Origin of the sequence: Candidatus Protofrankia datiscae, from assembly GCF_000177615.2 — a bacterium.
GTDB classification, from domain to species: Bacteria; Actinomycetota; Actinomycetes; order Frankiales; family Frankiaceae; genus Protofrankia; species Protofrankia coriariae.
Genome location: NC_015656.1, coordinates 4,217,857 through 4,231,228, shown reverse-complemented (window position 1 = coordinate 4,231,228; position 13,372 = coordinate 4,217,857). Strand labels below are relative to the sequence as shown.

At 70.4% G+C, this 13,372-nt stretch carries 13 protein-coding genes; 6 read left to right on the top strand and 7 right to left on the bottom strand.

The window, feature by feature from the left end:
• Positions 1–74 precede the first annotated feature (74 nt).
• Positions 75–899, top strand: coding sequence for an ABC transporter ATP-binding protein (locus tag FSYMDG_RS17715; RefSeq protein ID WP_047221403.1), 825 nt, complete (start codon positions 75–77; stop codon positions 897–899).
• A gap of 77 nt (positions 900–976) precedes the next feature.
• Here the strand turns inward: FSYMDG_RS17715 and FSYMDG_RS17710 are convergent, their stop codons facing one another.
• Positions 977–1,438 carry a hypothetical protein gene (locus tag FSYMDG_RS17710; protein WP_013874754.1) on the bottom strand — a complete coding sequence of 154 codons (462 nt, stop codon included), beginning with the start codon at positions 1,436–1,438 and terminating at the stop codon, positions 977–979.
• A gap of 430 nt (positions 1,439–1,868) precedes the next feature.
• On the opposite strand from FSYMDG_RS17710, the gene FSYMDG_RS17705 reads away from it, so the two are divergent.
• Positions 1,869–2,210, top strand: a complete 342-nt coding sequence (locus tag FSYMDG_RS17705) for a histone-like nucleoid-structuring protein Lsr2 (RefSeq protein ID WP_013874753.1) — start codon at positions 1,869–1,871, stop codon at positions 2,208–2,210.
• A gap of 258 nt (positions 2,211–2,468) precedes the next feature.
• Here FSYMDG_RS17705 and FSYMDG_RS17700 read toward each other — a convergent pair whose 3' ends face one another.
• The gene (locus tag FSYMDG_RS17700) at positions 2,469–3,890 is read right to left on the bottom strand and encodes an aminopeptidase P family protein (protein ID WP_043603945.1); all 1,422 of its coding nucleotides are present in this window, start codon (positions 3,888–3,890) and stop codon (positions 2,469–2,471) included.
• A gap of 252 nt (positions 3,891–4,142) precedes the next feature.
• On the opposite strand from FSYMDG_RS17700, the gene FSYMDG_RS17695 reads away from it, so the two are divergent.
• Positions 4,143–5,273, top strand: coding sequence for a CaiB/BaiF CoA transferase family protein (locus tag FSYMDG_RS17695; protein WP_013874751.1), 1,131 nt, complete (start codon positions 4,143–4,145; stop codon positions 5,271–5,273).
• Positions 5,274–5,639: 366 nt separating this feature from the next.
• Positions 5,640–6,695, top strand: a complete 1,056-nt coding sequence (locus FSYMDG_RS17690) for an LCP family protein (protein WP_237702841.1) — start codon at positions 5,640–5,642, stop codon at positions 6,693–6,695.
• Here the strand turns inward: FSYMDG_RS17690 and FSYMDG_RS17685 are convergent.
• The 4 genes from FSYMDG_RS17685 to ppgK all read right to left on the bottom strand — a co-directional run bounded on the left by FSYMDG_RS17685 (position 6,689) and on the right by ppgK (position 10,715).
• On the bottom strand, positions 6,689–7,588 hold the full coding sequence (locus tag FSYMDG_RS17685; RefSeq protein WP_013874749.1) for a YihY/virulence factor BrkB family protein: 900 nt from the start codon (positions 7,586–7,588) through the stop codon (positions 6,689–6,691). The two genes, FSYMDG_RS17690 and FSYMDG_RS17685, sit on opposite strands and share 7 nt — an antisense overlap.
• 448 nt (positions 7,589–8,036) lie before the next feature.
• Entirely contained in the window at positions 8,037–8,240 is a 204-nt protein-coding gene (locus FSYMDG_RS17680) for a DUF7455 domain-containing protein (protein ID WP_013874748.1), read from the bottom strand.
• A 119-nt stretch (positions 8,241–8,359) separates the two neighbouring features.
• Positions 8,360–9,604: a septation protein SepH gene (gene sepH / locus FSYMDG_RS28770; protein WP_013874747.1), complete on the bottom strand. Its 1,245-nt coding sequence runs from the start codon at positions 9,602–9,604 to the stop codon at positions 8,360–8,362.
• A 286-nt stretch (positions 9,605–9,890) separates the two neighbouring features.
• Entirely contained in the window at positions 9,891–10,715 is an 825-nt protein-coding gene (gene ppgK, locus FSYMDG_RS17670; protein ID WP_013874746.1) for a polyphosphate--glucose phosphotransferase, read from the bottom strand.
• A gap of 300 nt (positions 10,716–11,015) precedes the next feature.
• Here ppgK and moaA point away from each other — a divergent pair, with 300 nt between their 5' ends.
• Together moaA and FSYMDG_RS28765 are read left to right on the top strand one after the other, a co-directional pair.
• On the top strand, positions 11,016–12,002 hold the full coding sequence (moaA, locus tag FSYMDG_RS17665; protein WP_013874745.1) for a GTP 3',8-cyclase MoaA: 987 nt from the start codon (positions 11,016–11,018) through the stop codon (positions 12,000–12,002).
• Positions 11,999–12,895 carry an NTP transferase domain-containing protein gene (locus FSYMDG_RS28765; protein WP_013874744.1) on the top strand — a complete coding sequence of 299 codons (897 nt, stop codon included), beginning with the start codon at positions 11,999–12,001 and terminating at the stop codon, positions 12,893–12,895. The genes moaA and FSYMDG_RS28765 overlap by 4 nt, the downstream gene beginning before the upstream one ends.
• Here FSYMDG_RS28765 and FSYMDG_RS17655 read toward each other — a convergent pair.
• On the bottom strand, positions 12,892–13,200 hold the full coding sequence (locus tag FSYMDG_RS17655) for a hypothetical protein (RefSeq protein ID WP_237702839.1): 309 nt from the start codon (positions 13,198–13,200) through the stop codon (positions 12,892–12,894). The two genes, FSYMDG_RS28765 and FSYMDG_RS17655, sit on opposite strands and share 4 nt — an antisense overlap.
• Between the last annotated feature and the right edge of the window lie 172 nt (positions 13,201–13,372).

Sequence of the window (13,372 nt, the reverse complement as noted above, 5' to 3'; positions counted from 1 at the left end):
AAGTCGGTCACCTCCCGACGGACACACCATCCCGGCCGACTCCGCGCCGGGACGGGTCGCGTAACGTGAGGCCCGTGACAGACGTGGTGTTGCGCCTGGACTCGGTAACTGTTGTACGGGATGGCGCGACGCTCCTTTCCGACATCCACTGGACCGTTGCCGACGGTGAACGCTGGGTCATTCTCGGGCCGAACGGCGCCGGGAAGACAACCCTGCTCCAGGTTGCGGCGAGTCGGGTTTTCCCGACTCGAGGAACGGTCGATCTGCTCGGCGGTCGGCTTGGCGAGGTCGACGTGTTCGACCTGCGCAGCCGGGTGGGCCTGGCGAGTTCGGCGGTGGCGGACCTCCTGCCGGCCACCGAACGCGTCCTCGACGTGGTCATGACGGCCGCGTGGGCGGTGCTCGGGCGGGCCACCGAGAAATACACCGATGACGATCGCTGGCGGGCCCTTGAGCTGCTCGCCCAGGTCGGGTGCGGGAATCTCGCCGAACGGCGGTACGGCACCCTGTCCGAAGGCGAGCGCAAACGCGTCCAGATCGCGCGTGCGCTGATGACCGACCCCGAACTGCTGCTGATGGACGAACCGGCCGCCGGGCTCGATCTGGGGGCCCGTGAGGCCCTGCTGGTGCGGCTGACCAGGCTGGTCGCGGATCCGCTGTCGCCGGTGACCATCATGGTCAGCCACCACGTGGAGGAAATCCCGCCGGGTGTGACCCACGCGCTGCTCCTGCGCGCCGGCCGGGTGGTCGCGGCCGGGCCTGTCGAGACGGTCCTGACCGGTCCGACGCTGTCGGCGTGCTTCGGCATTCCCCTTGAGGTCGGTGCCGGTGCCGGCCGGTTTTCCGCGCGGCTGATGCCCGTCTTCCAGCATTCGGGGCGTACCGCGCCGTCCGTCTGAGCCGCCCGCTGGGCGGTTTCCACGGGTGGCTGTCTCCAGCGGCTGCTTCCAGCGGATGCGGCCGCGTTCTGACGGGTCTAGCGGGTGCGGTCGAGCAGCGCCCACAGCCACCCCGGCCCCGCTGTGGTCGCGCCCACAGCGTGGACACGGCCACGAAGCGCGCGATCCGCGGTGATGACGACAACGGCCCCACATTGCCGCCTGACCGCCTCGACAGCGGCCTCGACGACCGTGTCGTCGCCCGGTCCGGGGGCGTGGACGACAACGAGCCTGGCGGCCCGGTTCCCCGGGTCGCCGCCGCCGGGCCGCCCGCTCGCGGCGACCCCGGCCCGGGCCGGGCCTTCGAGTACCAGGACCACCTCGGTGGGCAGGTCCTCCCCGCCCGCGGCCCGCGGCGTGGAGGCCTCGAAGCCGGTCTGGCACAGCGCGGACAGGTGTTCGTGCAGGCGTAAGGCGGCCCCCGCGCGATCGCGCCACCATCCGTCCGGGCGGGCCCCTATCACATTTGCCGCATCGACGATCCATGTCCGCTCATCCACCGTGGCTCCCTGGGCTACTACCGGACCAGCTCTACTACCAGACCGTGAATCGGATGAGCGCGGCTGCGGCCCATACGTGGTGTATCGCATTCGCAGGTGCGGGATCCTTGATGCCGTTGCGTGGCGCTCACCGCCGCTGGCCAGACCGTGACGTCCTTGTCTGCGCCGACCACCGGCGTTTCGGATCGGAAGTCGTGATTCGGCGACAACTCATGATCAAAATTTATCCTGACGGTGGCCTCCAGCGCTTTGGCTAGACGTGACTCACGTCTACCTGAGGGGTGTTGTGTGGTGTCGATGACGCTGCGGACGGCATGTCGCAGGCGATGGCGGTCGCGCGTGTCCGAACCAGCCGTTACAGTTCTTCCTGATGACGTGGTAATACTAGTCTCGAAGAGTTCCGCGGTTCGCTGACCTGAAGGAGAGAAGCATGGCGCAGAAGACCATCGTGTCGTTGATTGACGATCTCGATGGACACGAGGCTGATGAGACTGTTCGGTTCGGGCTGGACGGCGCTTCGTACGAGATCGATCTGTCCGAGAAGAACGCCACCAAGCTGCGCGAGTCGTTGGCTCCGTTCGTTGGGGCGGCGCGTCGCTCGGGTGGCCGGGCAACTGCCGCCCGCCGTGGGCAGCGTGGCGCTTCTCGTCGTACCGGCGGCACTGACCGTACCGCCGACATTCGTGAGTGGGCGCGAGCCAACGGTTACACGGTCAGTGACCGTGGTCGTATCGCCTCCAACATCGTCGAGGCGTACGACAAGGCTCACTGAGCGGCTCTCGGTCGCATTCGTCCAGTTGCCCGAATCCCACGCGGTCACAACTGTTTTCGCGTGGTCGCGGGCCTGCGGGGTCGGTTGCGACCGAGCGCTGGACCATGACGCGGGGGGTCAGTCGTACGGCGATGCCGGCGCGGAGCGGCCGGGCCTCTGGTTGGTGCCACTTATGGCCAATTTGGGGCATGTGGCAGTGCTGTTTTCTGGGCGACAGGTTGTCGGGCCCGCAACCTGTCGCCCAGGTCATGTCCGGGCTCAGGCGCCGCGCTGCCGGGCCATCCAGTTTTCCACCTCACCCCGGACGCGGGGAAGCGCGGCCGACAGGTTGCGGTGGCCCTCGGTGGTGACGAGAATGTCATCCTCAATCCGCACCCCGATCCCGCGCAGCTCCGGCGGCACCGTAATGTCGTTGGGCTGGAAGTACAGACCCGGCTCAACCGTGAGCACCATCCCGGCCGTGAGTGGGCCGTCGCGGTAAGCTTCGTCGCGGGCGTGGGCGCAGTCGTGGACGTCGAGACCCAACATGTGTGACGTGGAGTGCAGGGTATACCTGCGATGCAGCCCCGCGTTCGGCGCTTCGGGGTCTTCCGCGAGGGACTCCTCGACGCTGACCGGGAGCAGCCCCCAGTCGTGCAGCGCCTCGGCTATCACCCGCATTGCCGCCCGGTGCGGATCGAGGAACTGTGCGCCCGGTCGCACCGCTTCGATTCCGGCCTGCTGGGCCGCGAGGACCACGTCGTACACCTGACGCTGCACGTCGCTGAAATGTCCGTCCACGGGAAGCGTGCGTGTGATGTCGGCGGTGTAAAGCGAGCGGGACTCCACACCCATGTCGAGCAGCGCGAGGTCGCCGGGCCGTACCGGCCCGTCGTCACGGACCCAGTGCAGGGTGGTGGCGTGGTGGCCGCAGGCGACGATGGAGCCGTACCCGACATCGTTGCCGTCGACCCGGGCACGGCGCCAGAACGTGCCCTCCAGCCACCGTTCGCCGTTGGGCAACGTCATCGCATGGTCCATCTCACGCACACATTCGGAAAAGCCCAGGACGGTGGCGGCGATCGCCTGCTCCAGCAGAGCGGTTTCGTGCTCGTCCTTGACCAGCCGCAGCTCGGAAAGGGCCTGGGCCAGCTCCGTGTCCCGGTCGGTCCCAGCGGGGGTGGACCCTCCCCGGCCGGTGGGCGTGTACGGCAGGACCGCGCGGTCCACCTGTTCGTCCTGGCCGCGTATCACCCGGGTCGTCGCTGGTGACAGCCGGGCCAGCGCGTCGGCGAGTTCGTCGAGCGGACGGCAGGTGATCTCGAGAGCGGCCGACGTCTCCCGTACCCCCGCGCGTGGTCCCACCCACAGTTCGCCGTAGCGCCGGTCGGTGTAGAAGGCCGGTGTGGAACGGTCCGAGCGGTCGGCGACGTACAGGACGGCGTCGTGGTCGCCACCGGGGTTCGGATGCAGAATCACCACGGCGTCCGGCTCGTGACAACCGGTCAGCCAGAAGAAATCACTGCCCGGCCGGAACGGGTAATCGGTGTCATTCGCCCGTACCTTGAACCCGCCACTGGGCACCACCAGCGTCTCGGCCGGGAATCGTGAGCTCAGCAGCGCGCGTCGCTTGGCCGCGTACTGTGCCACATCGTCACAGGCCGGTGCCATCTCGGCGGTGGGCGCCCAGCCGGTGGCCATGAATCGGCGGAAGGCGGATGGTGGCTGCTGGTCGTGGCTGGCCTGTCCCGTCGGCGAAGCGGGCCCGCTGACGGAACCGGTGCTGGAACCGGTGTCGGAACCAGCGCTGGATGACGTGACAGCCGGCTGTTCGGATCCGCCGGTAAGCTGCTCGGATCTGTCGGTAGAAGGCGGGGAAGCACTCGGGCGCGTACTCATGGTTCCAACGGTAGGCTGCGGCGGTCCGTGGCGGGTAGCGTCCCAGGAGTGCCTATGTCACCGGGTCCCATGGATGGTCTTCTTGTCGTCGATCTCACCCGGGTATTGGCCGGGCCGTTGTCCACGCTGATGCTCGCCGATCTCGGAGCGAGGGTCATCAAGGTGGAACGTCCCGGTCACGGGGATGACTCCCGCTCCTACGGTCCGTTCATGGACGGCCGGTCACTCTACTTCGCCCGGGTGAACCGCGGCAAACAGTCGATCGCGCTCGATCTGAAGGATCCGGACGACCACGCGACGTTACTTTCCATCATCGACCGTGCCGATGTGCTGGTGGAGAACTTCCGGCCCGGTGTGATGGACCGGCTCGGTCTCGACTGGGACACGTTGTCGCAACGTAATCCCCGACTGGTTTACGTGAGCATCTCCGGCTTCGGGCGGACCGGCCCGTGGCGAAACCGGCCGGCCTACGACGCGGTCGTACAGGCGGCCACCGGGATTATGTCGATCACCGGGTCACCGGACAGCGACCCGGTGAAGCCCGGCGTCCCGATCGCGGACCTTGCGGCCGGTCTGTATGCTTTCGGCGCGATCGGGGCCGCATTGTACGGGCGGCTGTCCACCGGCCGCGGTACCCATATCGACATAGGCATGTTCGACGCCACACTGTCGTTGCTCGAAGGCGCGGCCCTGTCCTATCTGGCGACCGGCGACACGCCGCCGCGCATCGGCAACGCACATTACTCGATCGCGCCGTTCGACACGTTCGCCTGCGCGGACCGCAGCATTGTGATCTGTGCCGCGAACGACAGCCTCTTCGCCGGGCTGTGCCGTGCGTTGGACCGTCCGGATCTCGGCGCGGATCCGCGGTTCGTCACCAACAGTGCCCGGCTCGCGGCCCGGGACGCGTTCAAACAGGAAGCGGAGCGGACTCTTCGTGCCCGACCGGCTGCGTATTGGCTGAAAGCGCTGGGTACGGCGGGCATACCCTGTGGCCTCATCAACAACGTGGCGGAGGCGGTCTCCTCCGAACAGGCTGTTTTTCGCGACATGGTGGTCGACGCCGGGGGCCTTCCGCTGCCTGGGAATCCGGTGAAGATGGCGGACTGGCCGCAGACCTCCCAGCGGCCGCCAGAACCAAGGCTCGACGCGGACGGCCCCGCGATCCGGGCCGAGTTCGGTTGACCCGGCGATGCGCCGGTGACGACTGTGGAAGTCGTGGGCGCGACAGCACGAACTGGGAACATTCCGGCGGCCACCGGACGTCGACAGGGATGGCGAGCGGTGGGGTGGACGAGGGGACGTGGTCATGACGTGGCCTCCGGACGGGCCCGGACGAGCTGGGCGGCCTGGGCGGCCCGAGAACCGGTGGCCCCCCGGCGGGGCCCCGGCTGGCAGCAGCCACCACAGCCAGGGCAGCGCCAGCCGCCACCACAGCCCGGCTGGCAGCAGCCGCCACAACCACCGTTTCAGCCGCCGTTCCAACCAGCACAGCCACCGCCCGGGCCGTTACCGTCCCGATGGTCCACCGGACGCCGCCTGGTCACCGGTGTGGCGGCGCTGGTGTCCGTCCTCGTGCTGGCTGTCTCCGGCGGGGGTTGGCTGGCCCTGCGGTACTACGACAACAAGGTCACCCATGTTTCGCTGACCTTCCCCGACACCGGCCAGCGGCCGGACGGGGCCGGCGGCGCTACCCGCAACATCCTGCTCGTCGGCTCGGACAGCCGTACCGGTACGGCCGGGGAGTTCGGTGAGGTCGAGGGGCAGCGGTCGGACACCACGATCATCGCCCATCTGGACGCGGACGGCTCCACCACGCTCGCCTCGTTCCCCCGGGACCTGTGGGTGACGATCCCCGCCTACACCGACTCCGCCGGCCGCTCCCACAAGGCGCAGCAGTCCAAGCTCAACGCCGCGTTCGCGCTGGGCGGGCCGTCCCTGCTGGTACGGACCATCGAGACGCTGACAAAGATCCGCATCGACCACTACCTACAGATCGACTTCGTCGGCTTTCAGCGGATGACGGACGCCCTCGGCGGGGTGACCGTGTGCGTGAAAGCGCTGCCGGGCGGGAGCCGGAGCAACCTCGACGACAAGATGTCGGGCTGGCACGGCCACGTCGGCGACAACACGGTCAACGGCGAGCAGGCACTGGCCTTCGTCCGCCAGCGGTACGGCCTGCCCGAGGGCGACCTCGACCGGATCCGGCGTCAACAGCAGTTCATCGGCGTGATCTTCCGGTCGGCTACCAGCACCTCGACCCTGGTCAACCCGGTCCGACTGACGTCCCTGCTGGACGCGGCCACCTCGTCCGTGACCGTCGACGCCGGCACCTCCCTGACCGACCTGCAGCCGCTCGCGGTCCGGCTGCGCGGCGTGGGCAGCGGGGGTGTCCGCTTCGAGACCGTCCCGGCGTCACCCGGTCAGGCTGGCGGCCAGTCGGTGCTGCGCACCGACCCGGACAAGCTGGCGGCCTTCCTGGCGGACCTCTCCGGCCGGCGGCAGTCCGCCGCGCGCGCCGCGGGCCGGCCGGCCATCACCCTGGTGGCCGCCACGACCGCGGTGGCCGGGGCGGCCGACGCCACCGCGGGATCGTGCACCTACTGAACCGCTGGCCGCCGCTGGTGGGGAGGTAGGCCGCTGTCCGCCGGCGGCGGGGTGTGGCCGCTGTGCTCGTCGATGGCGGCGTTCAGTTCGGCGCCGAGCAGCACGGCCAGCGCCGTGATGTAGAAGAACAGCAGCGCGGCCACGGGCGCCGCCACCGAGCCGTAGATCAGTTCGTGGTCGATGACCGTTCCCAGGTACAGCCGCAGCAGGTAGCTGCCGACGTTCCAGACCACCATGGCCAGCAGGGCGCCGGGCAGCGCCCGCCGCCACGGACGCCGGGACGGTAGTGACAGGTGGTACAGCGAGGTCAGCATCGTCAGGGAGAGGAGCGCGACCACCGGCCAGAACAGGACCGTCAGCAGCCAGTCGACAAGATGGTGACGGTCGGCGTCGAGCAGTTCTGAGATCAGGTCTGGTCCGAGGACGAGCGCGGGCAGCAGGATCACACCGCTGACCACCTGGGCCAGGTACAGTCGCAGTGCCAGTAGCCGGCTGCGTACGGCCGATCGCAGTCGGCGCTGACCGTAGGCGATTGTGATGGTGTTGACGTAGGTCGCCATGGCCGACGACCCGGTCCACAGTGACAGCAGGAAGCCGATCGAGATCACGTCAGGGCGCCCGTGGGTGAGGATCTCGTTGATCGTGGGGCGGACCACGTCGTCGACGACCGAGGGTGTGAGCAGGTCGTTGGCGGTGTTCAGCAGGCTCTGACGGACGCTGTCGACGGCGTCCGCGCCGACCGCGTCCCCGACGTAGCCGATGGTGCCGAGGATCGCCAGTAGTAACGGAGGCAGCGACAGCAGCTGCCAGAAGCCGGCCTCGGCCGCGAGGCCAAGCACGCGGTCGCGCCAGGCGCGAGCGGCGGTCCGGCGGGCAAGGGTGAAAACACGCATCGACACTCGTCTGAGCAGGGTGGTCACCGCTCTCGGAGCCCGGGCCTGCGACGGTGATGCGGGGCCTGACGGTGGCACAAGGCCTGGTAGCGCGGCAGAAGCAGGATGCCTCAGATCAGCGGACCGCGACGTATCGGACGCGGAACCAGGCGTCTGGAGCACCGCGGATAGCAACCTGTTCGCCAACCACACTGGACCAACGGTACGGCCTCGGGTTCACGGCGGTTCCGGCGGTCGCCGATTGGCCCGGAACCGGGCCGGTCGGCCGCTGTCGATGTCACCGGTCGTACCGGTGTAGATACACCAGCCGTACTGGGGCATGGATAGCGGAGGCATGCCGCCGGTCGACGCGCCATGCCTCCGAGCCACATCAAAATGCCCCCGCTGACAACGTGTGATCGTGTCCGCGGGGGTCACCGGGCCGATGCCCGCCGCCGGATGGCGGCGGTCAGGGGGAGACTGTCAGTTTGTCGGTTTCGTCATGGTATTCGACGGCCACGGCTCGTAGCTTCGAGTCGTAGGACTTGGCATGGTGCCGGCAGAACAGCAGTTCGCCGCCACCGGGAAGCACGACCCGCACGTACGCCTGCGCGCCGCACCGGTCGCACCGGTCGAGGTTGGTCAGCGTCGGTCTGGTAGTGGTTCCAGTCACACCATCTTCAACAGTCTTCGTCGGGATTTGGTTCCGCCCGGCGGTGTGACGGTTCCCTCAGGTCCCTCGCGGCCGTCGACGACGGAGGTCAGGTCGGGACGCGGCGGGAGTCGTGATGATCACGGACGGCGTGCGCCGAAGACGATGTCGTCCCAGGCCGGTACGGACTTGCGGTTCTTGCGGCCGCCGGAACCGCGTTCCGTCGTTCGGCCGGCGGTACCCGTACGCCCGCCCCGTGGGGTCGAGGACGTCCGTGCGGCGGGGTCGGCCTGCCCGGCGGTGTCATCGGCGGTGTCGGTGCTGCCAGCGGTGTCGGCGCCGCCAGCGGCGTTGGCGGCACCGACAGCATCAGCGATACCGGCCGTGGCAATCTTGGCCGCGTCGGCGAGGTCGGCGAGGTCGGCGAGTTTGGCCGTGTCGGCGAGATCGGCCATGTCAGCGAGGTCGGCGAGGTCGGTGCTGCCGGCGGCGACCGTTGCCGGCTCGGGAGCCGCCGTGGCCGGTGGATGCGCGGTGGGCGCGGTGGGCACCGGATGCGGGTGGACGGCTGGTGCCTCGGTACGGGCCGTCGACCGGGGCAGCCCATGGGTCCGCCCCCTGGCCGCGGCCGGCTGGATCGGGGTGGGCACCGGCACGGCCGCCACCGCGGGCAGCGACGCCGGCAGCGAGGCGTTGTCCACCGGCTGCGGGGGCAGCGGCACCTCGTACACGGCGGCGGACTCCTGGACCAGCGTCAGCGCGGGGGCGGCCGGACGCGCGAAGACCGGTTGCGGGGGTGGTGGCGGGGCTGCGGGCTCGGCCGGGGCCTCCGGCGCCACCAGCGCCCGGGCCGCGTCGTCGTGCGGGCGGACGCGGCGTACCACCGGATCCCAGGTCCAGCGGGCGCACCGGCTCTCCGAGGTGAGCTGGACCAGCCAGATCCCGTCCACCCGGCGCCAGGCGTCCCACTGCGCGTTCTCCGGGTCGTCCTGCACGGCCTGCAGCCGCGCGTCCACCACCTCGCCGAGGGGACGGCCGGGCGCGCCGCCGGGATCCTTCGGCAGCAGGGCGGCCCGCGCCTCCTGCACCACCCGGGCTCGTTCGGCGAGCACCGGGCCCTCGTAGCGTTCCACCCGCTCGACCGCGATGCCGGCGACCCGCGCGACCTCCGCGGTGGTCTCACCGGCCCGCAGCCGGGCCTGGATCTCGCGGGGGGTCAGCGCGCTTTCCTGGCGCACCTCGTTGCGCCGCGCGCCGCGCAACGTGGCCCGCAACCGGTCGTCGACCGGCACCCGGAACTTTTCCGCGTCGGGCCCGCCGGCGGTGTCGGCGAGTACGAGGTAGCCGCCGTCCTCGCTGAGCGCGACCGCTCGCAGCTCACGCATGGCGCCTCCTCATCGGCGTGGTCCGAGTCTGCCACAGCGCGTTCGGTGACGATAGGTACCTGGGCTGCCGAGAACCCACCGTTCATCCCTACAACCACACCTTGCCATCGGTGCGCCTGTGGTGTCCCACCTCGCCGAGTCGACACGCTCTGCCGGAGTTGCCGGTATGGCGACACTACCCACTTCTGGGGACGACGGTAGCCGCGGGGCCACTTTTTGGAGACGACAATCGTCGCGAAGCCGGTCGCGAGGCTACATTTCGACGGCGGCGCCCGCGGGTCGCCTTTCAGGGACGACGGCCGCCAGGGGGCCTGGTGGCGGGCGGGCGCCGGCGCGTGGGCCGGGCCGTCATCTTCGGCCGGGCCTGGTCGCTGGCGCCGGCGAACAGGGCCGCGCCGACGATTCCGGCCTCGTTCTGCAGTTGTGCCGCGACGACCTTCGTGTTCACCTCGAGGCGGTCGAGAAAACGATCAGATTTTCGGCTGGCGCCACCGCCGATGATGATGAGATCCGGCCACAGCAGCGCCTCAAGCGCATTCAGATAGCGGGTGACGCGCTTCGCCCACTTCTCCCAGGAAAGATCGTCGCGTTCGCGGGCCGCCTCGGACGCCCTCGTCTCCGCATCGTACCCACCGATCTCCAGATGGCCGAGCTCGGTGTTGGGAACGAGCTGCCCGTGCAGGAACACCGCCGTGCCGATACCGGTGCCGAAAGTCGTCATGATCACGACGCCGCCGACGTCCCGGCCGGCACCGAAGGCCATCTCGGCGACGCCCGCGGCATCGGCGTCGTTGACCACGGCCACCCCGCCCGGGCTGCCTGGCAGCACCGATCCAAGAGTTGCCGCGACATCGGTGCCCACCCAGACCGGATCGATGTTGGCCGCGGTCCTGGCCGCGCCGCCCTTGATGACGGCGGGGAAAGCGGCCCCGACCGGCCCCGTCCAGCCGAAGTGCGCCACGACTTCCGCGACGGTCTTGGATATGGCCGCCGGTTGTGCCGGCTGCGGTGTGGGTAGCCGGAAGCGGGGCGCGGTGAGTGTTCCCTCGTCGATGTCGACGGGTGCACCCTTGATACCGGTACCGCCGATGTCGACACCGAAGACCTGCATGTCGCCTGTGTCCTCCTGTTACCACCGGCGCCGATATCTCTGACGCGGTATCCGCCATGCGCGGCGCGCACAGTGCCGCGGCGCGCCGTCGTGGGCACCCTGTGCCAAGCCGTGTGCCAACGACGTGTGTGCCAAGCCCTGTGTGCCAGCCCCGTGCCCACTCCACCATAGATCCGCACACCTCGTCGGCCTATCCGAGTGTGACACCGATATTCGGGGGCGGGGAGGATCATCTCCGGAGCGCTTCGGGCCGGCGTCCACGCGATCGAACATCCGTCAGGAACGGCCTAAGCTGGGTGGGTGCGCCTGCGCGATTCTCACGGCCGGGTGGCCGCCGATCTTCGGGTTTCGCTGACCGATCGCTGCAACCTGCGGTGTTCCTACTGCATGCCCGCCGAAGGCCTGGCCTGGCTGCCACGGGCGGGGATCCTGACCGACGAGGAGATCGTCCGGCTGGTGCGGATCGCGGTGACCAGGCTCGGTGTCGACGAGGTCAGGCTCACCGGTGGCGAGCCGACGCTGCGGCCGGGCCTGGTCGGCCTCGTCGCCCGGCTGGCGCGGCTGCGCCCCCGCCCGCAGCTGTCGATGACGACCAACGGCATCGCGCTCGTGGGCATGGCCCCGGCGTTGCGTGCGGCGGGGCTGGATCGGGTGAACGTCTCCCTCGACACCCTGCGGCCCGGCCGTTACCAGGCGCTGACGCGTCGGGACCGGCTCGCCGACGCGCAGGCGGGGCTGGCCGCCGTGGCCGCCGCCGGGCTGGTACCGGTGAAGGTCAACGCGGTGCTGCTGCGCGGCGTCAACGACGACGAGGCGCCCGATCTGCTGCGGTGGTGCCTGCGACGGGGCTACCAGCTGCGCTTCATCGAGCAGATGCCGCTCGACCCCCAGCACTCCTGGGACCGGGCCGCCATGGTCACCGGCGCGGAGATCCTTGCCGGGCTGCGTGGCGAGTTCACCCTCGCGCCGCTGCCCGCCCGGGGCAGCGCGCCCGCCGAACTGTTCACCGTCGACGGTGGGCCGGGCACGGTGGGACTGGTCGGTTCGGTGACCGCGCCCTTCTGCGCCGCCTGCGACCGGGTCCGGCTCACCGCTGACGGGCAGGTCCGGTCCTGCCTGTTCGCCCGGGAGGAGACCGACCTGCGTACCCCGATGCGGGCCGGGGCCGACGACGCGCAGCTGGCGGCGTTGTGGGTGCGGGCGGTCCGGGGCAAACGGGCCGGGCACGGCATCGACCAGCCGGCGTTCACCCAGCCGGCGCGGCCGATGTCGGCGATCGGCGGGTGAACGGCCGGCGGACGGGCTGGGACGCGGTAGTGCTCGCCGGCGGCCTGGCCCGCAGGCTCGGCGGAGTGGACAAACCGGCGCTGACCATCGGTGAGAAGACTCTGCTCGAGCGTGTGCTGACCGCGGTGGACGACGCCCAGGAGGTGATCGTGGTCGGTCCCCGGCGTCCGGTCGCGGCGTCGCGGCACGTCGTCTGGACACGGGAACGACCGCCCGGCGGGGGACCGGTCGCGGCCCTGGCCGCCGGTCTCGAGCTGGTGGGCGCGCCGTTGGTGGCGGTGCTCGCCGCTGATCTCCCGTTCGTGACGGCGGGGACCCTCGACGCGCTCGTGCGGGCGGTCGACGACGGCAAGGTGCAGGGCGCCCTGCTGGCCGACCCGGCGGGCCGCCGGCAGTACCTCACCGGCGTGTGGCGGACGTCGGCGCTGCGCGCTCGGCTGCCTGTGGTCACCGCCGGCGTTCCGATGCGCTCCGTCCTGGCCGGCCTGCCGGTGCGGGTGCTGCCCGCCGACGCGCGTGTCACGCTGGACTGCGACCGGCCCGCGGATGTCGAGCGGGCACGGTGCTGGGTCAGGGGTGCCGGGTCAGGGGCGCCGGGCCAGGATGGACGGGTGAGTTCTCTTGACGACTGGGTGGTCGACGCGGCCGGCGCGCTCGACCTCGACCCGGCGCTCCTCGACGTCCAGGGGGTTCTCGATCTCGCCCGGGAGGTGGCTCACGCCGTGGAGCGGCCCGCGGCTCCCCTGACCGCCTTCCTCGTCGGCCTCGCGGCCGGCCGCGCCGGCGGTGATCCGCGGGCGGTCCGGCTGGCCACCGACAGGGTGCTCGCCCTCGTCGCGGCCCGCGCGGGCGGCGACGCCCAGGACGCCCAGCGGCGCATCCAGGACGCCTAGCGCATCCAGGCCGGGTTGTCCTCCAACAGCTCTCGCATGTCGATGACCATCGTCTGCATGGTGAGCGGGTCGTCCACCGCTGACAGGCGGGGCAGCACCATCGTGGCCATGTCGGTGTCGACATCCCTGTCGGCGCCGGACGGGGCAAGGCCGAGAGGGCCGGTCTGGGCCTGGTCCGGTGCTGGTGACCGACCCCGGGCCGTGACGATCACCCGGTCCAGGCCGCCGAGCGCGAGGATCAGCACGAACCCCGGCAGTGCGAAGAGCGCCGGCCGCCACGCGGTCAGCGCCACGACGGCGAACACGACCATGACCGTGCACGCCCCGATCGTGTGGCGTTGCGCTGGTGGCAGTGCCGGGACCTTTCGACCATGTCGGTAGTGCGCCACGAGCTCAAGTGTGCCTCTCGCGGACGAATCCGCCAAAGTCCGGCCCCGTCCACCGGCAGCCGCGGCGGCCGGCCGCCGGCAGGCGCGC